Source organism: Planomonospora algeriensis (assembly GCF_977012225.1).
The window spans coordinates 3,142-26,976 of the sequence record NZ_CDRNDK010000023.1; the positions used below are offsets into that span (position 1 = coordinate 3,142).

General features: G+C 70.0%; 17 protein-coding genes and 3 pseudogenes. 14 read left to right on the forward strand and 6 right to left on the reverse strand.

From position 1 onward, the window contains the following. Positions 1-109: 109 nt before the first annotated feature. The 3 genes from ACWJ6R_RS04655 to ACWJ6R_RS04665 are packed head-to-tail and all read left to right on the forward strand — an operon-like array spanning position 110 to position 9,448. Positions 110-5,830, forward strand: coding sequence for a DUF6531 domain-containing protein (locus tag ACWJ6R_RS04655; RefSeq protein WP_449060995.1), 5,721 nt, complete (start codon positions 110-112; stop codon positions 5,828-5,830). Further along, on the forward strand, positions 5,827-9,120 hold the full coding sequence (locus ACWJ6R_RS04660) for a polymorphic toxin-type HINT domain-containing protein (RefSeq protein WP_449060996.1): 3,294 nt from the start codon (positions 5,827-5,829) through the stop codon (positions 9,118-9,120). Before ACWJ6R_RS04655 ends, ACWJ6R_RS04660 begins: the two co-directional genes overlap by 4 nt. Positions 9,121-9,133: 13 nt before the next feature. Beyond that, a complete protein-coding gene (locus ACWJ6R_RS04665; RefSeq protein ID WP_449060997.1) occupies positions 9,134-9,448 on the forward strand; it encodes a hypothetical protein in 315 nt (104 codons plus the stop codon). A 100-nt stretch (positions 9,449-9,548) separates the two neighbouring features. On the opposite strand, the pseudogene ACWJ6R_RS04670 reads toward ACWJ6R_RS04665, so the two are convergent. From ACWJ6R_RS04670 to ACWJ6R_RS04685, 4 genes and pseudogenes are all read right to left on the reverse strand, one after another. Next, positions 9,549-10,223, reverse strand: a pseudogene (locus ACWJ6R_RS04670) (IS701 family transposase); the annotation flags it as partial. Between the two features lie 97 nt (positions 10,224-10,320). Next, positions 10,321-10,833, reverse strand: a pseudogene (locus tag ACWJ6R_RS04675) (recombinase family protein); the annotation flags it as partial. A gap of 172 nt (positions 10,834-11,005) precedes the next feature. Then, entirely contained in the window at positions 11,006-11,245 is a 240-nt protein-coding gene (locus ACWJ6R_RS04680) for a hypothetical protein (protein ID WP_449060998.1), read from the reverse strand. A 28-nt stretch (positions 11,246-11,273) separates the two neighbouring features. Further along, positions 11,274-12,476 carry an acyl-CoA dehydrogenase family protein gene (locus ACWJ6R_RS04685; RefSeq protein WP_449060999.1) on the reverse strand — a complete coding sequence of 401 codons (1,203 nt, stop codon included), beginning with the start codon at positions 12,474-12,476 and terminating at the stop codon, positions 11,274-11,276. A gap of 82 nt (positions 12,477-12,558) precedes the next feature. On the opposite strand from ACWJ6R_RS04685, the gene ACWJ6R_RS04690 reads away from it, so the two are divergent. From ACWJ6R_RS04690 to ACWJ6R_RS04730, 9 genes and pseudogenes are all read left to right on the forward strand, one after another. Then, positions 12,559-13,203, forward strand: a complete 645-nt coding sequence (locus tag ACWJ6R_RS04690; protein ID WP_449061000.1) for an HAD family hydrolase — start codon at positions 12,559-12,561, stop codon at positions 13,201-13,203. Positions 13,204-13,472: 269 nt separating this feature from the next. After that, positions 13,473-13,979, forward strand: coding sequence for a DUF6912 family protein (locus tag ACWJ6R_RS04695; RefSeq protein ID WP_449061001.1), 507 nt, complete (start codon positions 13,473-13,475; stop codon positions 13,977-13,979). A gap of 62 nt (positions 13,980-14,041) precedes the next feature. Beyond that, the gene (locus tag ACWJ6R_RS04700) at positions 14,042-14,677 is read left to right on the forward strand and encodes an HAD family hydrolase (RefSeq protein WP_449061002.1); all 636 of its coding nucleotides are present in this window, start codon (positions 14,042-14,044) and stop codon (positions 14,675-14,677) included. A gap of 103 nt (positions 14,678-14,780) precedes the next feature. After that, the gene (locus tag ACWJ6R_RS04705) at positions 14,781-15,569 is read left to right on the forward strand and encodes an HAD family hydrolase (RefSeq protein WP_449061003.1); all 789 of its coding nucleotides are present in this window, start codon (positions 14,781-14,783) and stop codon (positions 15,567-15,569) included. 155 nt (positions 15,570-15,724) lie between these two features. Then, on the forward strand, positions 15,725-16,654 hold the full coding sequence (locus ACWJ6R_RS04710) for a LysR substrate-binding domain-containing protein (RefSeq protein WP_449061004.1): 930 nt from the start codon (positions 15,725-15,727) through the stop codon (positions 16,652-16,654). A gap of 139 nt (positions 16,655-16,793) precedes the next feature. Further along, positions 16,794-17,645 carry a serine hydrolase gene (locus ACWJ6R_RS04715; protein ID WP_449061005.1) on the forward strand — a complete coding sequence of 284 codons (852 nt, stop codon included), beginning with the start codon at positions 16,794-16,796 and terminating at the stop codon, positions 17,643-17,645. 184 nt (positions 17,646-17,829) lie between these two features. After that, a pseudogene (locus tag ACWJ6R_RS04720) lies at positions 17,830-19,859 on the forward strand (acetoacetate--CoA ligase). Between the two features lie 302 nt (positions 19,860-20,161). Then, on the forward strand, positions 20,162-20,557 hold the full coding sequence (locus ACWJ6R_RS04725; protein WP_449061006.1) for a hypothetical protein: 396 nt from the start codon (positions 20,162-20,164) through the stop codon (positions 20,555-20,557). A gap of 282 nt (positions 20,558-20,839) precedes the next feature. Continuing rightward, positions 20,840-21,688 carry an endo alpha-1,4 polygalactosaminidase gene (locus ACWJ6R_RS04730; protein WP_449061007.1) on the forward strand — a complete coding sequence of 283 codons (849 nt, stop codon included), beginning with the start codon at positions 20,840-20,842 and terminating at the stop codon, positions 21,686-21,688. Here ACWJ6R_RS04730 and ACWJ6R_RS04735 read toward each other — a convergent pair. After that, a complete protein-coding gene (locus ACWJ6R_RS04735; RefSeq protein ID WP_449061008.1) occupies positions 21,673-22,329 on the reverse strand; it encodes a GNAT family N-acetyltransferase in 657 nt (218 codons plus the stop codon). The two genes, ACWJ6R_RS04730 and ACWJ6R_RS04735, sit on opposite strands and share 16 nt — an antisense overlap. Positions 22,330-22,414: 85 nt before the next feature. On the opposite strand from ACWJ6R_RS04735, the gene ACWJ6R_RS04740 reads away from it, so the two are divergent. Further along, entirely contained in the window at positions 22,415-22,648 is a 234-nt protein-coding gene (locus ACWJ6R_RS04740; RefSeq protein WP_449061009.1) for a hypothetical protein, read from the forward strand. Positions 22,649-22,706: 58 nt separating this feature from the next. Here the strand turns inward: ACWJ6R_RS04740 and ACWJ6R_RS04745 are convergent, their stop codons facing one another. After that, a complete protein-coding gene (locus ACWJ6R_RS04745; RefSeq protein ID WP_449061010.1) occupies positions 22,707-22,985 on the reverse strand; it encodes a winged helix-turn-helix transcriptional regulator in 279 nt (92 codons plus the stop codon). 346 nt (positions 22,986-23,331) lie between these two features. Between ACWJ6R_RS04745 and ACWJ6R_RS04750 the strand changes: the two genes are divergently transcribed. Beyond that, entirely contained in the window at positions 23,332-23,781 is a 450-nt protein-coding gene (locus ACWJ6R_RS04750) for an NAD(P)-dependent oxidoreductase (protein WP_449061011.1), read from the forward strand. Positions 23,782-23,835 lie beyond the last annotated feature (54 nt).

Consider the following 23,835-nt stretch of genomic DNA (forward strand, 5'->3'; position numbering starts at 1 on the left):
GAAGGACGGCTGGCTGATCCGCTGGCGGGCTCGGGGTGTGACCACCGACGGGGTGGCGGGGCCGTGGTCGACCTGGCAGTCAGCGAAAATCGATACCAGTAAGCCCGCGGTGGCGGAGTTGGGTGTCGATGTGGGCACCCAGGGGACGGGGCTGTGGACCCTGTCGTCGACGACGCCGATGTTTTCGGCGGTGGTGTCCGATCCTGAGGCGCGTCCTTCATTCGTGGGCGTCGAGGTCGAGCATGACCCGTCGGCGGCGGGTCAGGGCTCGGGGCTGATCTGGTCGGGCCTGCACACCCAAACCGTTTGGGCGGAGTCGTCGGGAGTACGGGCTTTCAGCCCGCGGGTGACAGCGGGCAAGCTGAAGGACGGCTGGCTGATCCGCTGGCGGGCTCGGGGTGTGACCACCGACGGGGTGACGGGGCCGTGGTCGACCTGGCAGTCAGCGAAAATCGACGTCAACAAGCCTGCCGGTACCGGGATCGGTGTCCTGCCGGGCACTCAAGGGGCGGGTCAGTGGACGATTGCGTCGCTGACGCCGTGGTTCTACACCAAGGTGACCAGCGCCAACGGCGCCGCCTCCTACCTGGCGGCCGAGGTCGAGTACGACCCGGCCGCGGGCCAGAGCTCGGGGCTGATCTGGTCGGGTAAGGGCACGACGTCGTACGCCTCAGGGTCGAACGCGTGGGTGCAGGTGCCGGCGGCCAAGCTGACCGACGGCATGGCGATCCGCTGGCGGGTGCAGGGCGTGACCACCTCCGGCGTCAAGGGGGCGTGGACCGACTGGCAGAGCGCGAAGGTTGACGTGAAGAAGCCGTCGGCCGCCGCGCTCGGGATGACGCCCAGCACGAGCGGTGACGGGGCATGGACGGTCTCGTCGGTGACGCCGTGGCTGTATGCGAAGGTCACCGATGCCGACGGGCGGGAATCGAAGCTGAGCGTCGAGGTCGAGCACGACCCGGCCGCGGGCCAGAGCTCGGGGCCGATCTGGTCGGGCACCGGAGCCAAGGCCGCGGCGTCGGGGACGAACGCGTGGGTGCAGGTGCCGGCAGCCAAACTGACCGACGGCATGGCGATCCGCTGGCGCGCCCAAGGCGTCACCACCTCCGGCGTCAAGGGAGCGTGGACCGACTGGCAGACCGCTATCGTCGACCTGAAGAAGCCGTCCGTTGAAGGCCTAGGCATGAACCCCGGCATCCGCGGGTCGGCGTCCTGGACGGCCGGATCGCTGACCCCGTCGCTGTATGCGAAGATCACCGACCCCGAGAACCGGGCCTCCTTCCTCGGCGTCGAGGTCGAGCACGACCCGGCCGCCCCCGCCGAGCAGGGCACCGGGCCGATCCACGCGGCCACCGCGACCACCTCCTACGCCTCCGGGGCCAACGCCTGGGCGCAGATCCCGGCCGGCAAGCTCAAGGACGGCTGGCTGATCCGCTGGCGCGTGCAGGGCGTGACCACCACCGGCGTCAAGGGCCCGTGGAGCGAGTGGCAGTCGGCCACGGTCAGCGCGCTGCCGTTCCTGACGTTCTCCCCGGAGAACAACACCCAGGTCGGCACGTTGACGCCGGTGCTGTCGGCGCACGCCCAGCCGGTCAACGAGGCACCGGTCGTGTACTGGTTCCAGGTGTGTTCCGGTACCCCGGACAAGTGGACGTGGTGTGAGGACTCACCCGAGTGGGACAAGTCCGGCAGCTGGCAGGTCCCTAAGGACAAGCTGAAGTGGGGCCAGACGTACTGGTGGTTCGCCAAGGCCTCCACCGGCAGCGCCACCACGGTCACCTCCTCCTGGCGGACCTTCACCCCCACCCCCGAGCAGGGCACGATCAACGCGCTGCTGACCGCCGGCACTGAGGGACGCGAGTTCAGCCACACGGCCGGCAACTACACCCACACCGAAAGCGACCTGACGGTGCCCACGGCGGGGCCGCCGCTGACGGTGACCCGCACCTACAACAGCCTGGACCCGCGCACCGACGGCGCGTTCGGCGCGGGCTGGACCAGCCGCTGGGACATGCGCATCGAGGACGAACCGCAGACCGCGACGCTGCTGGTGACCTACCCCGACGGCCAGCAGATGCGGTTCGCCGCCAAGGGCGACGGCACCTACTCCGCCCCGGCCGGCACCTACGCCACCCTGGCGGCCGTGACCGGGGGCGGCTGGCGGCTGATGGACAAGGCCTCCACCTCCTACTGGTTCGACGCCTCGGGCCGGCTGACCAAGCTCACCGACCGGCGCGGCCGCGGCAACGAGCTGGCCTACGGCACCGACGGCAAGCTGGCCAAGGTGGTCGCGACCGGCGGCCGGTCGCTGACGTTCACCTGGACCGGCGCTCACGTGACGGCCGTGTCCACCGACCCGGTCGACGGCACGCCGATCACCTGGACCTACGGCTACGACGGCGACAAACTCACCAAGGTCTGCCCGCCCGCGACCGATGGCGCGTGCGTGACCTACACCTACAGCGACGCCTCCCGGTACCGCAGCCTGGTGCTGGACGCGGGTCCGGAGGGCTACTGGCGGCTGAACGAGAAGGCCACCGCCACCGGCACGAAGATCGGCAACGTGGTGGGCTGGCGCCCCGGCGCCGAGGAGGCCACGCTCGCCGGCGCCGCGGACGCCACCGCCGCCGTGCCCGGCGCGCTCGGCGGCGCCCCGGACACGGCCATGCGCTTCCGCGGGACGGCGAACTCGGCGTATGTGGCGCTGCCGGAGGCGACGATCAGCGGCCAGGGCGGCACCCTGGCGGTGGAGGCCTGGTTCAAGACCACCGCCTCCGGCACGGTGATCGGCCACCAGAACGCGGCGTCCAACACCCCGTCGGCCTTCACCCCGGTCGTCTACGTCGGGACCGATGGCAAGCTGCGCGGCCAGTTCTACACCGGCGCATCCACGCCCATCACCTCGACGGCGAAGGTCAACGACGGCGCCTGGCACCACGTGGTGCTGTCCGGCGCCGAAAACACCCAGACGCTGTTCCTGGACGGCCAAGCCGTCGGCACGCTGGCGGGCACCATCACGCACGCCGACCAGTGGGAGACCCGCATCGGCTACGGCACCGGCTCGCCCGCCTGGCCGGCGACCACCAGCTCGCGGGCGGCGTTCGCGTTCAACGGTGACATCGACGAGGTCGCCGTGTACGGCAAGCCGCTCGGGCTCGGCCTGGTGCGCGCCCACTACGCCGCCCGTACGCCGCAGCCGCAGCTGGCCACGGTCACCCAGGCCTCGGGCCGGATCTGGGCGACCAACGCCTATGCCGCCGACGGCGGCCGCCTGACCAGCCACACCGACCGGCACGGCGGCACCTGGAAGCTGTCGGCGCCGGCGTATGCCACCGCCTCCAGCACCCAGACGCTGGCGACCGTCACGGTGACCGACCCCCGCGGTGGGACGCTGTCCTACGTCAGCGATGCCCTGCGCGGCAACCGCCCGGTCAGCAGCACCGACCAGCTCGGCCAGACCGCCCGCTACAGCTACGACACCGGCGGGTTCCCCGCCAAGGTCGTCGACCGCAACGGCAACGGCGCCGAGCTGTCGTTCAACGCGCGCGGCAACGTGCTCACCAAGAAGACCTGCCGGACCGCGCAGGCCTGCTCCACCGAGTACTTCGATTACTACCTGAAGGTCGACGACCCGTTCGACCCGCGCAACGACCAGATGACCGTCTCCCGGGACGGCCGCTCGTCCTCGGCCACCGACGACACCTACGCCACCCGCAAGGAGTACACCTCCCACGGGGAACCGGCGAAGACGATCTTCCCGGCGACCGGTGACTTCCCCGACGGCCGTTCAACGCTCACCACCTACACCGATGGCACCGAGCCGGCCGTCGGCGGCGGCAGCACCCCGGCGGGACTGATCGCCTCCCAAAAGGACGCCAAGGGCAACGAGGTCACCTACGCCTACACCGCGTCCGGAGACGTGGCCGAGGTGAAGAGCCCGCTGGGGACGATCACCAAGCACACCCATGACGCCGTCGGCCGCGTGGTCGCCACGACCCAAATCTCCCAGGCCCACCCCGACGGGGTCACCACGCGTTTCGCCTACGACGCCCGAGGGCGGCTGCTGCACAGCACCGGCCCGGGAGTGAAGAACGAGATCACCGATGTGACGCACACCGCCCGGACGGCTCACACCTACGACGCCGACGGCAACTGGCTCACCGAGACCTTCACCGACCTGACCGGCGGCGACCCCGAACGGACGATCACCTACACCTATGACGGGTTCGGTCACCTCGCCTCGACCACGGACCCGGAAAACGGAGTGACCCGCTCCACCTGGGACAGCACCGGAGCACAGGCCAGCATCACCGACGCGGTCGGCGCGGTCACCGTCTTCACCTACACCAAGCGCGGTGAGCTGGCCGAGCGCACGCTGAAGAACTGGACCGGCAGCCCGGTCGCGCCGGAGCCCGCCCGGGACGTCGTGATGGACTCCTTCGCCTACGACCCCGGAGGCCGCCTGGCCACCCAGGTCAACGCGATGGGCCGCAAAACCTCCTACACCTACTTCGGTGACGACCGGCTCTGGCAGGTCATCGCCGACGACGTCCGCCTCAACGGCTCGGCCACGGCGGCCGATGTGGTGCTGGAGGACAACACCTACGACGCGTCCGGCCGCCTGATCAAGCAGGTCACCGGGGGCGGTAAGACCACCACGGAGGCCGTCTACGACGCGGCCGGCCGCTTGACGTCGGCCACCCTTGACCCCACCGGGCTCAAGCGCACCGTCACCTTCGGCTACGACAAGGGCAACAACCTCACCCAGCAGACCGCCACCGGCGCCGCCGGCGGCCGCAGCCAGGTCACCTACGCCTACAACGCCGCAGGTCAGGTGACCCGCCAAACCGTGAACAACGGGGACGACGACCTGGTCACCACCTGGGAGTACGACGATCGGGGACTGCTGGTCAAGCAGACCGACCCGCGGGGCAACGCCTCCGGCGCCACCGCCGCGGACTTCACCACCACCATGCGTTATGACCTGCTGGGGCGCCGGGTGGAAACGACGGCACCCCAGGTGACCATCGAAAAGAACGGCACGGCCACCCAGGGACGGCCGAGCGTCAGGTACGGCTACGCCAGCACCAGCAAGCCGACGCACACCGTCGACGCCGAGGGCCGCACCACGGTCTCGGCCTTCGACAAGGCCGGCCGGCTGACCTCCACCACACTGCCCGCCTACACCCCGCCCGGCGGCGCCCCCCTCACCCCCAAGGTCAGCTACGCCTACGATGCGGCGGGCCGACCCGTGAAGGTCACCGATCCCCGCGGGTACGTCTCCTCCGTCGAATACGACGCTTTGGGCAACATGGTGCGCGTCACCGACCCCGGCCCGGACGGGCCGGGCGGTACCACCGTGGTGGAATACGACCTGCTCGGCGAGACCCTGGCATCGGTCGACCCGACCGGGGCGCGCACCGAGGCCACCTACGACGATCTGGGCCGGACGATCACCCAGACGCAGATCGAGCGCACCCCCACCGCCGCGGCGTTCACCACGACCTACACCTACGACACCGCCGGCAACCTGATCAGAGCGGTCGAACCCGGCGACAAGACCACCGGCTACACCGTCAACGCCGCCGGGCAGATCACCGCCACCACCGATCCCAACGGCAACACCTCCACCGCCGTCTACGACGGCCTGGGCCGCACGATCAAGGCCGCCGACGCCCTCGGCAACGCCGTCGAAGCCGAATACGACCGGCCGGGCGGCAGATCGCCGCAAAGGACCTCGACGCCTCCGGCGCGGTCCTGCGCACGATCGGCTTCGGCTACGACGCCGTCGGCCAGCCGGTCCGCACCACCTCCGCCGAAGGGCACGTGACCCGGCGGGAGTTCGACGCGCTCGGCCGCCTGACCGCGCTGATCGAGCCGACCTCGGCCGAGGAGTCGATCACCACCACGTTCGGTTACGACGCCACCGGCGCCCAGACCCGGCTGACCGACGGCCGCGGCAACGCCACCTGGACCACCTACAACAGCCTCGGCCTGATCGAATCCGTCATCGAACCGGCCACCACCGCCCACCCGAACGCCGCCGACCGCACCTGGACCCAGATCTACGACGCGGCCGGCAACAACACCACGACGCTGCAACCGGGCGGAGTGCGGATCGATCACGCCTTCGACCCTCTCGGTCGGATGATCAAGCAGACCGGTACCGGCGCGTCGGTCGCCACACCGGAACGCACCATCACCTACGACGCGTCCGGCCAGCCCCTCACGATCGGCGACTACGGCCTGACCTACAACGACCGGGGACTGCTCACCAAGCTGACCAAGGCCGGCAACCAGGTCGCCGCCTACGCCTACGACGCCCGGGGCAACCTCACCCAGCGCGTCGACCCCACCGGCACGGCGACCTACACCTGGGACGACGGCAACCGCCTGAAGACCGCTACCGACCCGGTCACCGGCCGCACCCTGACCTACGACTACGACAAGGCCGACCGGCTCACCAGCCAGAGCGCCGCCAACCCGGCCACCAGCCAGAGCTACGCCTACGACGCCCTGGACCGCCCCACCTCCCAGACGGTGACGGGCAGCACCGGCAGCGAACTCGCGAAGATCGTCTACGGGTGGGACAAGGACGACAACCTCACCACCAAGACCACCTCCGGCACCGCCGGAGCCGGCACCAACACCTACGGCTACGACCACGCCGGACGCCTGACCTCCTGGACCGGCCCCGGCGGCAAGACCGTCGACTACGCCTGGGACAAGGCCGGCAACCGCACCAAGTCCGACGGCAAGACCTTCGTCTACGACGAACGCAACCGCCTGCTGTCCGGAGGCAGCAGCGACTACACCTACACCCCCCGCGGAACCCTCGCCACCGAGACCACCGGCGGGCAGACCAAGAACCTCGTCTTCGACGCCTTCGACCGGCTCATCACCGACGGCGAGACCACCTACGGCTACGACGCCCTGGGCCGGATCGCCTCCCGCACCAAGGGAGGTGACCAGCAGCGGTTCGTCTACTCCGGGATGACCAACGACATCGCCGCCATCACCGACGGCACCGGCGGCGTCCAGGCCAAATACGGCCGCGATCCCTTCGGCGAGCTCCTCAGCCTCGCCGAAGGCGGTGACCCCGCGCTCGCGATCATGAGCGACCTGCACGGCGATGTCGTGGCCACCTTCTCCGGCACCGCACTGGTCGATTCGACCGCCTACGACCCCTTCGGCGAGGTCATCCAGCAGTCCGGCACCAAACGGGCCGTGGGATACCAGGGCGAGTACACCGACCCGGACACAGGCAAGGTCAATATGGACGCCCGCTGGTACCAGCCCGGCACCGGCACCTTCGCCTCCCGCGACACCGCCACCCTGTCCCCGGACCCGTCCGTGCAGGCCAACCGCTACACCTACGGCAACGCCAGCCCTCTGGCCAACGCCGACCCCAGCGGCCACGAGGCGATCCAGACCTGGGGCGGGGCATCCAGCGGAGGCTCGGGAGGAAGCGGCTGGGAAGCCTACGACACCGATTACCTCGACCTCAGCGGTTACATGGACGCCCGCCGTATGGGCTGGGACACCCCCATCTATGAGTGCAGCGGCCTGGAATGCCTCTACACCTGGGAACAGCCTCCCGGCGATCTCGTGTACAACCCGCACGGCTCGGAAAAGCAGGTGCTCGCACAACTCGCGTGGTGGGAGGAACGCTTCGGCGACTATGCGAACCTGCCGCAGTTCAACGACGAGGAAGCGAAAAAGTGGGGGCTGCTGCCCAACGGTAGGCCGATGCCGAAACTCATGAAGTATGAGTTTTGGGATGCACCCGAAGAAGTGCAGCAGAAGTTCCTCGTGATGTATAACGTCAAGCAGTTCTATAGCACCTCCAAAGGTGATGCAGCGATATCGGTTTACTGGCGGTCGATCTACACGCCTCCTCCGCCGTTGGCGTTTCGCAGCGCAGCTCACCCCCCTCCGGGTGGCGGCTGGCCGAATCGCGAGGCACAGCTTCGAGCCGAATGCGAGAACAAGGGGTATTCGAAGAAGCAGTGTGGCGCATGGATTAAAGCTGCAGCCTTTGCCGAGCAAGCAAATTTCTTTAAAAACAACTGCCTGACAGAGGCGGGTGTCAGAGAAAAATGGGGCAGGTGCCTCTCCGCGCAAACGCTGCTTGGAATCTCCAAGGAATACTGGTCTAACCAGATCGTAGAAAACTTCAAGCAGACCAATCTATATCAGGTTCTCGACTTCTTTGTGGGCGACGCCGTCGCATGCTTGGATGGGAGTGTCGGCTCCTGTGCGCTCATGGCACTTGACGCCGGAGGAAAGGGTATATCCAAGGCGGTCAAGGCGCTAGGAAAATGGGCTCCCGGAGCCGCTAAAGCATTCCAAAAAGCAATTGATGCTTGCAAAAACAGCTTCATTCCGGGAACCGAAGTCCTCATGGCCGACGGCTCCCGCAAACCCATCGAGAATGTGAAGGTCGGCGATCGAGTGATCGCCACCGATCCTGAGACCGGCGTTACTGGCCCCAGAACCGTCACCGCGCTGATCGAGGGCGAGGGCACCAAGAACCTCGTCCAGATCACTATGGGTGCTCAGCATGTCGGTAACGACATCATCGCTACCGACAACCACCCCTTCTGGGTCCCTGCGCTGGGCGAATGGGTGACCGCAGGACGACTGCAGCCCGGCATGTGGCTGCTCACCTCGGCCGGCACCCATGTACAGATCACTGCGATTAAGACGTGGGCGATCCACCAGCGCGTCCACAACCTGACAGTGGATGACCTTCACACCTATCATGTGTTGGCGGGTGCAACGCCGGTCCTGGTTCATAATTCCAGTGGCTGCCGCCTCACGATGTCTTCCGCAATTAGCAAGGATCCGACCCTGGTGAAGGCTGCACAGCAGGCGGGGAAGAACCAGAAGGTTCAGGCCGACCTGGATAGCCTGTACCAGCAACTGTCGCGCGGAAATATGAATCCGGGACTCGGAAGTAAGGCATTGTCCGGAACAGATGTCACCTACGCGCGTGGACGCAATGGCGGTCGTCTATTCTTCCGAAACGTTGACGGAGGGATCCAGATCGTTGGTAAATCCGATAAGGCAAACGAGTCCAAGGTGATTGCGAGGCTGAAGCAGCTCTATGGCCAGTGACTCTCTCTACCGCGTGGAGAACCAGCTGTTCAGTGCCCTCTTCATGTTGGGTGCGGAGGACGACAAAGAAACCGTTGAGAACGTTGACGCAGAACTCATCCTCCCGGATGGAACGCGATGGAGTGCCACATTCATGACGCTACGTGCGATCGAAAAAGTGATGAATCGATGGCAGGAGACTGGAGAATGCTCCAGTGGGGCATATTTCCAATGTCCCGATCTTGTGATCATTCCGGTAGGCGGCTTGGCGGCGATGCTGAATTCCTTCAAGGGAATTATCGATTCGGGCGGGCCTGAAGGAGTTTTACAGTTCCTGGGTAACGAATGAATCGCCCCTCGGTGCTTTCGTGCACTGAAGTACGATTCTCCTTTCCTTGTAGGGCCAGTACTCCCGAAGACATCCCACAGTGCTAATACTCCAGCCGCACTTAGTGATCTCTGATGCGTTGCCGCTGGTAATGGACTCGTCGAGCCCGTGCCTGGTGACGTAACCGCCATGCTGACCAGTGCCGGATGCGCTGCTCGTCGAAGGCCGGTCGGATCAGCAACGTGAACAGGCGGCGGATCTCGTTGGCGGAGACCGCGACTGGCGGCCCGACCGGTCGCGTGCCACCCGCCCAGACTGCTGACGTGTCCATGGCCGAGTCGCACACTTCGTCGGCCAGGTCGGCGCGGGTGACGGCCAGGAAGGCCAGCGCGAGCATGGCCAGCGTGATGTACCGGTACCAGGCCGGATAGAGCCGGACCTGGTAGTGATCGAGAGCGGCCTCGTTCTTGCCGGCCTGGAAGCACTCCTCCATGCTCCAGCGGGCTCCGGCCACCGCTGCCAGCCGGGCAAGCGGTACCGGCGCCGGCGTGTGGCACCGGTAGAAGGCCAGCTCGGTCGGCCTGCTGACCGAGCGGCGGATCAGCAGCCGGTGGGCCGGGCCGGTGGTCGACACCAGCGCCCAGTCATAGCGCCGCTGTCCCTTGGCGCCCGGGCCGCACGACAGCCGCTGCCAACCGGTCTTGGGAATCTTCGCCGCGATGGCATCGGCACGGATCCTGCCCGCGCCGGTGGTGATCTGGTGGTGGCAGGCCACGGCCAGCACGTAGCCGAGCCGCGGCCGGGATGGTCTCGCCGCACTTGCGGCGGGCGCGGGCGGCGGCGAGCTTGTCGGCGTCGATCGCCGGAGGCCGGCCACCCCGGCGGCCCTGGGCGGCGGCGGCCGCCAGGCCGTCCATGGTGCGCTCACGGATCAGGTCGCGCTCCATCTCCGCGGCCATCGCCGCGACCAGGAACAGCATCTTGTCCGCGATCGACTGCCCGCCGGGCCGGTGCAGCCCGGTGCAGACGCCGGACAGGATGTACAGGTTGATGCCGCGCGGCGCGAGCTCGTCTTCGAGGAAGACGAGCAGTTCCTTCACGCTGCGGGCGATGCGGTCGGGCTTGTAGATGACCAAGGTGTCACCGGGCTGCATCCGCGCAATGGTGGCGGCCAGCTTCGGGCGCTCGCGGCGGGTGGAGACGGTCTCCCCGACGACCTCGCGGCAGTGCGCCTCTGCGAGGGCGTCCATCTGGAGCTGGTAGTCCTGGGCGCGAGTGGAGACGCGGGCGTAGCCGATGCGAATCACGTTGGCCGGAGCGGATGGAGAGGTGTCAGACGGTGCTGCGGCGGGGTCGGTGGAGGTGCTCGTGCCTCCATCGTCCCGGAAACGATCCCGCAAGGCCATTTCACCAGACGAAGTTTCGGGATGATCCGGCGGGATCGCTCCTGCGGAAATACCACCCTTAAAATGATCTTCGCTGACCGTCCCGGAAACGATTGTTTTCGAGACGGTCGAGAGGGACGTGTTAGGTCGAGATGGGACCCGAGAACGTCAGGTAGGGGCGTTCGCTCTCGAGCTATTCTCGGTCGAGCCGCGAACCTGTGGCCAGCTCGACGGCCGTCAGGAAGCCCGCCTGCCAGTTCCAGCCGTCATCTCCTCCGAGCCACTCCTCATCCACGATGTCGATGAAGAAGTCCTCCAGCGCCGCCAGTTCGGGCCACCGCGTCAGGCCGGGGTGGTCCCCAACGCGTCTCGGGAGCAATCCGCCGATCGCGAGGAGGACCTCGCCGTCGGCAGCGAGAGACAGGAAGTTCACGGAGCTGACGTTCCACGCATGGTCCCCGCTAGGTCAGGTACGGCTTCAGTTCGCGGCGGGCGACGGTCCGCAGGTGGACCTCGTCGGGGCCGTCGAAGATGCGCATCGCCCTGGCCTGGGCGTACATCATCGCCAGCGGGACGTCGTCGCTGACGCCCATGCCGCCGTGGACCTGGATCGCGCGGTCGATGACCTCGCAGGCCATGCGGGGGGCGACCACCTTGATCGCGGAGATCTCGGAGGCGGCGGCCTTCGCGCCCACGGTGTCGATCAGCCAGGCGGCCTTCAGGGTGAGCAGCCGGGCCTGCTCGATCGCCAGCCGGGATTCGGCGATCTGCTGCTGGACGACGCCCTGCTGGGCGAGGGTCCGGCCGAAGGCCACCCGGCTCGCGGCGCGGGCGCACATCAGCTCCAGCGCGCGCTCGGCCATGCCGATGGCGCGCATGCAGTGGTGGATGCGGCCGGGACCGAGGCGGGCCTGGGCGATGCGGAAGCCGTCGCCCTCCTCGCCGATCAGGTTCGCCGCGGGCACCCGGACGCCGGTGAGGACGATCTCGGAGTGGCCGTGCTGCTCCTGGTAGCCGAAGAGCGGCAGGTGCCGGACGATCTCGACCCCGGGGGTGTCCATCGGGACCAGGATCATCGACTGCTGGCGGTAGGCGGGGGCGTCCGGGTCGGTCTTGCCCATCACGATCATGATCTCGCAGCGGGGGTCGGCCGCGCCGGTGATGAACCACTTGCGGCCGTCGACCACGTACTCGGAGCCGTCCCGCGTGATCGAGGTGGCGATGTTGGTCGCGTCGCTGGAGGCCACCGCGGGCTCGGTCATCGCGAACGCCGAGCGGATCTCGCCGTCGAGTAGCGGCCGGAGCCAGCGGGCCCGCTGCTCGGGCGAGCCGAACATGTGCAGGACCTCCATGTTCCCGGTGTCCGGGGCGGCGCAGTTCAGCGCCTCGGGGGCCAGGTCGACGGAGCGCCCGGTGACCTCGGCCAGAGTGGCGTAGTCGAGGACGGACAGGCCGGATTCGGCGGGTAGGAACAGGTTCCACAGGCCGCGTGCGCGGGCCTCGGCCTTGAGCTCCTCCACCACCGGGGGCAGGGTGTGGTCGTCGTGCCCGCGGGCGAGCCGCCACGCGTGGTAGACCGGCTCCGCCGGGTAGATATGAGACGCCATGAAATCGGTCAGATCGGCGAGATACTTCTCCGCCTTCGGGCTGAGCGCGAAGTCCATGACCGCCAGTCTGGCACCCGCCCGGTTCCGCCTCCCCACCGGCTGCACCTAACCTATAACCGGTTTCAGATGAGGAGGCGGGATGTTCAAAGGCGTGCTGATCGACTGGGGCGGCGTCCTCACCACCGGGCTGCGCGAGGCGATCGACGTGTGGATCGCCGCCGAGCGGATCGACCCGGACCGCTACCGCGGCGTGATGCGCGATCTGATCGCACACGCCTATGAGGGCGCTGTGGACGGTGAGAACACGATCCACGCGCTGGAGCGCGGTGAGATCTCCGCTCTGGACTTCGAACGGGACCTGGCGAGGAGGCTGCTCACGCTGGACGGGGTGCCGCCGGTCGCCGAGGGGCTGCTGACCCGGATGTTCGCCGGTTTCCAGCCGGTCGAACCGATGTACGACATGCTGGCCGCCGCCCGCGCCGCCGGCCTGAGGACCTGCCTGCTCTCCAACTCCTGGGCCAACGACTACCCCCGCGACGCGTGGGAGGGCCTCTTCGACCACGTGGTCATCTCCGGCGAGATCGGCATGCGCAAGCCGGAGCCGCGGATCTTCCGGCACGCCCTGGACCTGGTGGGCCTCTCCGGCCCCGAGTGCGTGTTCGTCGACGACATCGAGGCCAACATCGCGGCCGCCCGCGCGCTGGGGATCACCGGAGTGCACCACCGGGACGCGGAGACGACCATCACCGAGCTGGAAGGGCTCCTCGGCGTCGCCCTGCGCTGAGAACGGCGTCGCCCGTGTCCGAGAACGGCGGTGTCCCGTGCCTGAGACGGGCGTCGACCCGTGCCTGGGAACGGCGGCGCCCTGCGCGCGCCCGAGGGGCGCCTGTCCACGGAAGGCCCTGCCCGCGGCATCCGGCCGGAGTCCGGCTCGCCGCCACGGGATCCGGATCTCGCGGCCGGGCCGAGGGGACTGGCAGACTCGGATGTCATCCGGCGCCGGCCCTCGCCGCCGCGCCGCAGCAGAGATCGTATGAGCAGATCGAGGAACGGATGCGCGTCTACCTGCCGGCCACGCTCCCGGCGCTGGCCCGCGTGGCCACCGAGAAGGAGTTCGGCCCGGCCCCGCTGACCGGTTACGCGGTGACCCCCGCGCTGATCGAGTGGTACGCCTCGGGCGACACCGAGGAACTGGAGTACGTCGCCCTGACCGACGCGGCCAGGTCGTCGCTGCGGATGCTGGCCGCCGACCGCGCCGACGGCGTGGAGGTCGCCGCGCGCCGGGTGGTGATCGCCGTCGAGGTGCCGGACGAGGCCGTGTCCGCGGGCGCGGACCTCTCCGAGCGGTCGCGGGTACGGCTCGCGCGGGCGGTCGCGCTGGAGGAGATCGCCGCCGTCCACGTCGACGAGCAGTCGGCCGCCGCCGACGTCGAGGCCGCCGTCGCCGCGCTGCCCGCCGCCGACGCCGGTGACGACGACGCGCGCTTCACCGTGGACGGCGCCGAGGCCCACGAGCTCCTGTGGTACGCCACCCAGGAGATCCCCGACCTGGTCGGCTGAGGTCCCGCCCCGGTTTTATCCCGGTGCGGGGCACACGGGGCGCTGACTAACCTTGGTGGCATATGAGACACATCGTTTGGGACTGGAACGGCACGCTCTTCGACGACATCGAGGCCGTGGTCGGCGCGACCAACGCGGTCTTCGAGCCGTACGGCGTGGGCGCCTACGACGCCGACGGCTTCCGCGCCGTCTACACCCGCCCGATCTGGACGGCCTACGAGCGCATGCTCGGGCGCCCGCTGGCCGACGGCGAGTGGGAGCGGATGGACCAGGGCTTCCACGACCACTACCACCGGCTGATGCTGCAGTGCGGCCTGACGGCCGACGCGCTCTCCACCCTGCGGGAGTGGGAGCAGGCGGGCGGCAGCCAGTCGCTGCTGTCCATGTGGTGGCATGAGCGCCTGGTCGCCAAGGTCGCCGAGTACGGCATCGACCGGCACTTCACCCGGGTCGACGGGCTGCTGCACAGCGTGCCGGGCGGGCACAAGGCCGAGTCCATGGTGGCCCACCTCAAGGCCCTGGGCGTCGACCCGGCCGACGTGCTCGTGATCGGCGACAGCGTGGACGACGCCCATGCCGCGCAGCACGCCGGGGCCCGCGCGGTGCTCTACACCGGCGGCATGACCAGCCGCAGGGACCTGCAGGCGCTGGGCGTTCCGGTGGTGGACACCCTCGCGGACGCCATCGACCACGCCTGACCGGCCTGTTTTCCGGAAGCCGTGCCCCGGGATGGGGGCCCTTCTCCCGGGCCGAGAGGTTCGGCCCGGCTCCTCCTGATTCCTCCCGGCTCGACCGAACGGGATGGTTTCGGCATCGGGGCGGCCGGAGTACGGCGGCGGCCGTACTCTGGCATCCCACCCATTTCCGGAGGCCACGATCAACCGCCTCGTTCTCTGGAACGTCGATCTGACCCTCGTCGACGTGTCCATCGTCACCCGTGACGCGTACGCCGACGCCTTCCGGCAGGTCACCGGGAGGCCGCTGGTGAAGCTGACCCAGCACAACGGCCGCCCGGACTCCGAGATCGTCTTCGAGACCCTGGCCATCAATGGGATCACCGCCTCCGACGAGCACCTGCCGGAGTTCCTGGACGCGCTGGCCGAGGCCTTCGGCGCCCGGCGCAGGCGGCTGGCCAAGGAGGGCAGGGCGATGCCCGGGGCGAAGGACGCCCTGAAGGCGGTGGCCCGGCTCGGCGGCACGGTGCAGTCGGTGCTCACCGGCACGATCAGGAGCAACGCCGTGCACAAGCTCACGGCGTTCGGCCTGGACCGCTACGTCGACTTCGAGGCCGGCGGCTACGGGGAGGAGGTCTACCCCAAGGCCAGCCTGCTCCAGGTGGCGCAGGGCCGCGCGGGACGCAGGCACGGCGCCGTCTTCGACGGGAGCAACACCGTGCTGATCGGTGATTCGGTCCGGGACGTGCAGGCCGCCCGGATCGCCGGGGCCTCGGTGATCGCGGTCGCCACCGGGCGGTCCCTCCCGGCCGAGCTGCACGAGGCGGGCGCGGACGTGGTCCTGCCGGACCTGTCCGACCCGGTCCGGCTCGTCGAGGCGGTGACCCGCCTCACCACCCCCGCCCGGACCGGCTGACGTCACCCGCTCGCCCGCGGCGGCGATGACGCGGTTTCTCGGCTTCATGAGCGTTCCCCCTCGTCCTCATCGGCAGAGGGACCAGGGGAGACGCCTGTGTGTCCAATATCGATATATCTCAGGAATTGATAGCGGAAGAGATATCATCGCTGCCCATGGACCTGGTGAAGCACCTGCGCTACTTCACCGTCGTCGCCGAGGAACTGCACTTCGGCAACGCCGCCGTCCGGCTCGGCATGGCGCAGCCGCCGCTCAGTCAGCGCATCCGCCGGCTGGAGGAGGAACTGGGCGTGCGGCTGTTCGACAGGTCCAACCGGCGGGTGCGGCTGACCGCGGCAGGGCAGGCGCTCCTGCCCGAGGCGCAGGAGATCGTGGACCGGGTCGAGCGGTTGCGCGCCCTCGCCGAGCGGGGGGAGGGCGGCGAGGGCGAGGTCCTGCGGGTCGGCGTCCCCCCGGACCTGGGCTCGGCGGTGATCGCCGCGCTGATCGACGGGTTCCGGGAGGCGGACCGCGGGGTGCGGCTCGCGCCCGCCGAGCTGTGGAGCACCGACCAGGTGGCCGGGCTCGCCGCGGGCACCCTCGACGTGGGCGTGGTCCGGCATCCGGTCGCCGCCGCCGACCTGAGCTTCGGCCCGGTGCTCGTCCAGCGCCCGGGAGTGGTGCTGACCGAGTCGGATCCGCTCGCGGAGCGGCCGTCGGTGCACCTGGCCGACCTGGCCGGCCGCCGGCTCGTCCTGTTCCCCGGGGAACCCGGGCTGCAGGAGGAGACGCTCGCCGAGTGCCGCCGCCACGGGTTCGTCCCGGAGGAGGTGCACGAGGCGCAGACCCTGGGGCTGGTCATCGCCGGGACCGCCATCGCCTTCGGACCCCGCGTGGAGCTGCCCGGCCTGCGCTGGCGGCCGCTGCTGGGCGAACCACTGGCCTGGCGGGTCTCGACCGCCTGGCGGGGGGAGGCGGGACCGGCGGCCGAGGTCTTCGGGGCGGTGGCCGTACGGGTGCTGAAGGAGAATGCCGGGATGACGGACGACGGCGCGGCGCCGGTGCGGCGGGTGCGGACGCGCCCCGCCGCGGGGTTCCTGGCATGACGGGCGTCCGCCCGGCGGGCCGGGCACGGAGGACGCCCGGGATGCCGCGGGTACGGAGGATGTCCGGGGCACCCGGGACGTCGCGGGTACGGAGGATGTCCGGGGCACCCGGGACGTCACGGGCACGGAGGATGCGGGCGTGACGGACTTCGACGGGCTGTTCCGGGCGGCGGGCGTCACCGGGTTCCTGCACGCCGTGGACCTGGACAGCGGGGCCGAGGTCGCCTGCGGGGCGGACCGGCCCGTGGTCACGGCCTCGGTGTTCAAGGTGGCGCTGCTGGTGGAGTTCTTCCGGCAGGCGGACCGGGGGGCGCTGGACCCGGCCGAGCGGGTCAGGATCATGGCGGACGGCCACACCCCCGGGCCCACCGGGGTGTCGGCCATGACCGACGACGTGACGATCTCCCTGCGGGACCTGGCCTACCTGATGATCGCGGTGAGCGACAACACCGCCGCCGACGCCCTGATCGGCCGGGTCGGCCTGGCGGCGGTCAACGCCATGCTCGCCTCTTTCGGCCTGGCCGGCACCTGGCTGGAGCACGACTGCGCGGGGCTGTTCGCGAGCATCGTGGAGGACGCCGGGCAGGAGGAGATGCCGACCGATCCGGCGGTGGTCGCCCGGCTCCGCGTGCTCGACCCGGCCCGCACCAACCGCAGCACGCCGCGCGAGACGACCCGGCTGCTCGGCATGATCTGGCGGGACGAGGCGGCCTCACCGGAGTCCTGCGCGTGGATGCGCCGCCTGCTGGGCCTGCAGGTCTGGCCGCACCGGCTCGCCTCGGGCTTCCCGTACGACGACGTCGCCGTCAGTGGGAAGACCGGCACGCTGCCGACGCTCCGCAACGAGGCCGGAGTGGTGGAGTACCCCGACGGCGGCCGCTACGCCGTCGCGGTTTTCACCCGCTCGTACGGCACCGCGCAGAACCAGCCGCGCGCCGACGCGGTGATCGGCACCGCCGCCCGGATCGCCGTGGAGCGGCTGCGCTCCTGAGGCGCCGCCGGCTCGGGTGCGTCCGGTTCCTGGAACGCTCCCGGCCTCTCGAGCCCCCTCAAGCCCCCTGAGGCCGCGGTCTCCGCGCCGCGGGCACGGTCGTGTGAGCGGTCCACATGCCGTGAGGTGCGGGTGTGTGGGTCCGGGGGATGACATCCGGGCGGGGCGCGGGAAGGATGGGAGCATGGTCAAGGAAGGTGCGCTGCTCTGGGAACCCACCCCGGACATCACGAAGAACGCCAAGGTCACCGCGTACATGGAGTGGCTCGGCCGGCCGGTCGACTACCAGGCGCTCTGGCAGTGGTCGGTGGAGGCTCCGGAGGAGTTCTGGGCGTCGGTCTGGGACTACTTCGGCGTGGTGGGGGAGCGTGGTGACGGGCCCGTCATATCAGGGACGATGCCCGGGGCCGAATGGTTCACAGGATCGGCGCTGAACTACGCGGAGAACGCGCTGCGCCGCGCCGAGGCGGAGCCCGACCGGCTCGCGGTGGTCTCCCGCGACGAGTCGGGCGGGCGGCGGACGCTCACGCTGGGCGAGCTGGCCGCCGAGGTCGCCGGGTCCGCACCGGGCTCGCGGCCCTGGGGGTCGGCCGGGGCGACCGGGTCGCCGCCTACGCCCCCAACGTGCCCGAGACGCTCGTCGCCTTCCTCGCCACCGCCTCCCTGGGGGCGATCTGGTCCTCCTGCTCCCCGGACTTCGGCGCGCCCAGCGTGATCGACCGCTTCACCCAGATCGAGCCCAAGGTGCTCCTGGCGGTGGACGGCTACGACTACAACGGCAGGCGCTTCGACCGGTCCGGCGTGGCCGCGGACATCGCCGCACGGCTCCCCACGCTCGCCGCCCTGGTCCGCCTGCCCGCACCCGGCGCGAGCCGTACGGCGGGCAAGGGAGACACCCCGGGCGCGGACCGTACGGCGGGTGCGGGAACCGTGAACGGCTCGGAAGGCCCGGACGGCGCGGCGGACGGGAACGGAACCCCGGGCGGCCCCGGGACCGTGCTGACCTGGGATGAGCTGCGCTCGGCCGACGGACCCCTCGCCTTCGAGCGGGTCCCCTTCGGCCACCCGCTCTGGATCGTCTACTCCTCCGGCACCACCGGCCTGCCCAAGCCGATCGTGCACGGCCACGGCGGCATCGTCCTGGAGCACCTCAAGGCGCTCTCCTTCCACCAGGACCTCGGCCCCGACGACGTGTTCTTCTGGTACACCACGACCGGCTGGATGATGTGGAACTACCTCGTAGGCGGTCTGCTGGTCGGCTCGGCCGTGCTGCTCTACGACGGCTCGGCCACCCACCCGGAGACCGGCGCCCTGTGGCGGCTGGCCGCCGAGGAGGGCGTCACCTACTTCGGGACCGGCGCGCCGTACATCACCGCCTCGATGAAGGCGGGGCTGGAGCCGGGCGGGCTGGAGCGGCTGCGCGGCCTCGGCTCGACCGGCTCGCCGCTCCCGCCCGAGGGCTTCGCCTGGGTGCACGACGCGCTCCCGGAGGTCCAGCTCGGCTCGTTCTCCGGCGGCACCGACGTGTGCACCGGTTTCGTCGGCGCGGTCCCCTTGCTCGGAGTCCGCGCGGGAGTCATCCCGTGCCGGTGCCTGGGCGCGAAGGTGGAGTCGTTCGACCCGTCGGGCAGGCCGGTCGTCGGGGAGGTGGGCGAGCTGGTGCTGACCGTGCCGATGCCGTCCATGCCGGTCATGTTCTGGAACGACCCCGACGGCTCGCGCTACCGGGAGAGCTACTTCGACGACTACCCCGGCGTCTGGCGGCACGGCGACTGGATCAAGATCCTGCCCGACGGCGGCTGCGTCATCTACGGCCGCTCCGACTCGACCCTGAACCGGGGCGGCGTGCGGATGGGCACCAGCGAGTTCTACCGGGTGGTGGAGCGCTTCGAGGAGATCGCCGACAGCCTGGTCATCGACACCGGCCAGCTCGGCCAGGAGGGGCGCCTGCTGCTCTACGTCACCATGGCCGAGGACGCGGAGCTCACCGGTGGCCTGGTGGCCCGCCTCCGTACGGCCCTGCGCACCGAGCTCTCCCCGCGCCACGTCCCCGACGAGATCACCGAGGTGCCCGGCATCCCCCGCACGCTGAGCGGCAAGAAGCTGGAGGTCCCGATCCGCAAGATCCTCCTCGGCGTCCCGCCCGAGCAGGCCGCCAACCTCGACGCCATGGCCAACCCCGAGGTGCTCTTCGCCTTCACCCCCGAATCCTGAGACGACCGCACATCACTGGAGTACAGACCACTGGTCTGTACTCCAGTGATGTGCGGGGGGCATCCAGTATTCGCCCCGAATGAACCGACCTGGGGCTGGGCCACGCGCGGGAGGTGTGAGAGCGGTCCCAGCAGCGCTTCCTCTCCAAGGTCGTGACTCCTCCGCTCCCTGAAGGGGGCGGCTTCTCGCTTTCCTCTGCCGAGGTGGGCGACGGACAAGCCCTGCCCGTTTCAAGCAGAGGAACTGCAACAGGGAAGCGATTCCCCTGCCGGGTGAACCCGGCAGTCCCCTCGCTAGATCTGATGGGGCCGCACTTCGAGAACCTCTGCCGGGAGTTCGCGACCCGTCACGCGCGCGAGGTCTTCGAGGGCGGGGTGGGCGAGGTCGCGGCGGGCACCGTCGTGGACCCGTCCACCAGGAAGCAGATCCAGGTGGACGTCGCCGTCCTCGGCCCCGCCTACCCGGACGAGGCCCGCGCGGTGCGTTCCCTGGGGGAGGCGAAGTGGGACAAGGTCATGGGGGTCAGGCACCTGCAGCGCCTGCGGCGGGCCCGGGATCTGCTCGCCGCCAAGGGCTACGACACCTCCCGCACCGTCCTGGCCTGCTACAGCGGTGCGGGCTTCGACGCCGCCCTCACCTCGGCCGCTCAAGGGGACGACCGCGTGCTCCTCGTGGACCTGCCCTCGTTGTACGGCTGAGGCCGGGGCGGGCGGCAGCCGCGACAAGGCGCGATACATGCGCTCAGCAATGTGTTATCCAATAATTACACCGAGTATATCCTTATGAGATGTTTAAAAACGGTGAATCGGGCGGGCCGGTAAGGCGTCCGTCTGTTAGCGTGCTGCCGCACCTGATGGCCGCTTCCGGCCGGCGTCCCCGGCCGGAGGCGGAGTGGACCCGTCCGCGTCCGGCCACCGGCCCTCCGGCACGCTCGCCGTGCGGGGCGGGGCGGACGCCGAGCCGTACAGGAGAACCCCTTCGTGCCCTTCCCCCGAGCGACGACGCGTCCGACGCACCGCCTCCGCCGGAGCTCCGCGCTCCTGGCCGCGACCGCGGCCCTCCTCGGCGCCGCGCTCTCCACCGGTACGGCGGGCGCCGCCGCGGCCCCCGCGCCCGTCCTCCCGCCGGTGAACGCCAAGGCCGACTACCAGCTCGGCGGCGGGTACACCCCGCCCGCCGGGACGCGGATCGTCTCGCGCGACCGGACCGAGGCCCCGGCCGCCGGTCTCTACAACATCTGCTACGTCAACGGCTTCCAGACCCAGCCGGACGAGACCGCCTGGTGGAAGCGGACCCACGACGACCTCCTGCTCAAGGACGCGGGCGGCGTCGACGTCGAGGACGAGGAGTGGGGCGAGCTGATGTTCGACGTCCGGACCCCGGCCAAGCGCGCCGCCCTCGCCGGGATCGTCGGCGGCTGGATCGCCGGCTGCGCGGACAAGGGCTACGACGCCGTCGAGATCGACAACCTGGACACCTTCTCCCGCTCGGGCGGGCTGGTGAAACGGGAGCACGCGCTGGCGTTCGCCGGGCTGCTCATCGAGGCCGCCCACGCCGAGGGCCTGGCGATCGCGCAGAAGAACTCGGCCGAGATCGTCGCGGCGGGCCGGAAGGCGGGCTTCGACTTCGCGGTGGCCGAGGAGTGCGGCCGTTACGACGAGTGCGGGACCTACGTCGGAGCGTACGGTTCCAACGTGATCGTCATCGAGTACCGGCGGGCGGACTTCACGAAGACCTGCAAGCGGTTCGGCTCGCGCCTGTCGGTGATGCTGCGCGACGTGCCGCTGCGCAAGGCCGGCCAGCGGAACCACGTCTACGACGCCTGCTGATCCGGCGCCCCGCCGGCTCCGAAGAAGGGGAGGCACGGTTCCAGGCCGTGGATCCCGAATCCCGGCGGGGCGGTCCAGTCGTCGCGGGACAGGCGGAACCGCCGCGACTCGGCGGCCTCGCCCCGGCGGTTCAGGATCTCGAAGCCGTCGTCGCGGTAGCCGAGCTTTCGGGAGACCGCGGCCGAGGCGTGGTTGTCGGCGAACGCGCCGGAGAGCGCGTAGCGGGCGCCCAGCCCGTCGAAGGCCAGGTGGAGTACGGCGGTGCGCATCTCGGTGCCGATCCCCTGCCCGTGGAAGCGCCGCCCCAGCCAGGAGCCGGTGGAGACCTGGCGGGTGACCGCGAAGTCGGTGCCCGCGATCTCCTGGGTCCCGAGGACCCGTCCCTCGCGGACGACGACGAAGGAGCAGCCCCACTTCTCCGGCGACCAGGCCGACCACTGGCCGAACTGCCACCGGATCGTGCTGAGGGCGCGTTCGGCGGGCTCCGTGTCGGTCCAGGGGACGGCGAACGGCATCTCCTGCGGGTCGTGCACGCCCTCGGCGGCCAGGTCGGCGAGCGCGTCGAGGTCGTCGAGGGACGGGAGCCGCAGTTCGAGGCGGGGGGTGGTCACCCGGAGCCGGAAGACGGGAAAGCGCCGCATGCCTGCCGATCCTGCCCGTGCCGTCAAGGAGAATCCACCGGATTTCCCGGACCCCGTGGCGCGACGGGCGAACAGAGGGAGACGGGTGATCCTCGAACGAGTGCTCTCGCTGGGCGAGGCCAAATGGGACAAGGTGATGGGGCTCGGGCATCTGGAGAGGCTCCGCCGGGCCAGGGAGCTGCTCATCGCTCAGGGGCACCGGGCCGAGGACGCCGTGCTCGCCTGCTACAGCGGCGCGGGTTTCGACGAGAACCTCCGGGCGGAAGCGCACAGGGATCGGCAGGTCCTTCTCGTGGACCTGCCGATCCTGTACGGCTGACGCGCTCGAACCCTCCGTCCACCGGTGATCCGGTGTGAGGCGGTGGACGGTGCCCTGGTCAGCCGGCGGCGGACTGGCGGGCGGCCATGACCTCGTTCACGTGGTGCTCGGCCCAGTCGGCGACGGCCTTGATGGGGGCGTGCAGGGACTGCCCGAGCGGGGTGAGCTCGTACTCCACGCGCGGCGGGACCTCGGCGAAGACGCGCCGGGTCAGCAGACCGTCGCGGGCCATCGCGCGCAGGGTCTGGGTGAGCACCTTGGGCGTGACGCCGCCGATCGCGTCGCGCAGCTCGGTGAACCGCCGAGGGCCGTTCCGCAGGATCAGCACGACCAGCACGGACCACTTGTCGCCGATGCGGTCGAGGATCAGACGGGTCGGCAGTCGGGGTCGAAGGCATCGCCGTTCATCATGGTTTCCAAAGGGTACCAAGGGCACGTTGAAGTAACCAGTATCCGATGGATACCGTCGATTTCAGATGACTCCACGATGACTTCACAGGAGGTTGTGCCATGAGGATTCTGCTGATCGGCGCCACCGGCATGATCGGGAGCCGGATCGCGGCCGAGGCCCGGGACCGCGGGCACGAGGTCACCGGGGTGACCCGGAGCGGCACGGCGGGGACCCGCAGCGCGGACGCGGGCGATCCCTCGGCGTCGCCGAGCTCGCCGCCGGCCACGACGCCGTGGTCCTGGCGATCGCCCCGCCGCGCGACGGCTCGGAGCCGTCGGCCCCGCTGCTCGCCGCCGGGCGCGCGGTGCTGGAAGGACTGCGCAAGGCCGGGGTGCGCCGCCTGGTGGTCGTCGGGGGCGCGGGCAGCCTGGAGGCGGCGCCGGGAGTCCGGCTCGTCGACACCCCCGAGTTCCCCGCCGTCTACAAGGGCGAGTCGCTGGCCCAGGCCGAGCTGCTGGAGCTGGTCCGCGCCCAGGCCGGTGACCTGGACTGGACCTACGTCTCGCCCGCGATCGAGATCGAGCCGGGCGAGCGCACCGGCGCCTACCGCCGGGGCGGCGACCAGGTGCTCGCCGACGCCGACGGCCGGAGCTTCATCAACGCCGAGGACTACGCCGTGGCCCTGGTGGACGAGCTGGAGACCGGCCAGGCCGTCGGCCGCCGCATCACCGTCGCCCACTGAGCCGCTCCATCCCCTCCGGCGATGCCGGAGACCGGCGCCCGGAAGCGGAGCGGC

What these genes read in the sequence shown, in the direction of transcription:
- ACWJ6R_RS04685 (WP_449060999.1), bottom strand. Translation starts at nt 12,476, where the DNA reads ATGGACTTCGCGCTCAGCCCGAAGGCGGAGAAGTATCTCGCCGATCTG.
- ACWJ6R_RS04710 (WP_449061004.1), top strand. Translation starts at nt 15,725, where the DNA reads ATGGACCTGGTGAAGCACCTGCGCTACTTCACCGTCGTCGCCGAGGAA.
- ACWJ6R_RS04725 (WP_449061006.1), top strand. Translation starts at nt 20,162, where the DNA reads ATGGGGCCGCACTTCGAGAACCTCTGCCGGGAGTTCGCGACCCGTCAC.
- ACWJ6R_RS04690 (WP_449061000.1), top strand. Translation starts at nt 12,559, where the DNA reads ATGTTCAAAGGCGTGCTGATCGACTGGGGCGGCGTCCTCACCACCGGG.
- ACWJ6R_RS04695 (WP_449061001.1), top strand. Translation starts at nt 13,473, where the DNA reads ATGCGCGTCTACCTGCCGGCCACGCTCCCGGCGCTGGCCCGCGTGGCC.
- ACWJ6R_RS04700 (WP_449061002.1), top strand. Translation starts at nt 14,042, where the DNA reads ATGAGACACATCGTTTGGGACTGGAACGGCACGCTCTTCGACGACATC.
- ACWJ6R_RS04735 (WP_449061008.1), bottom strand. Translation starts at nt 22,329, where the DNA reads ATGCGGCGCTTTCCCGTCTTCCGGCTCCGGGTGACCACCCCCCGCCTC.
- ACWJ6R_RS04705 (WP_449061003.1), top strand. Translation starts at nt 14,781, where the DNA reads ATGGTTTCGGCATCGGGGCGGCCGGAGTACGGCGGCGGCCGTACTCTG.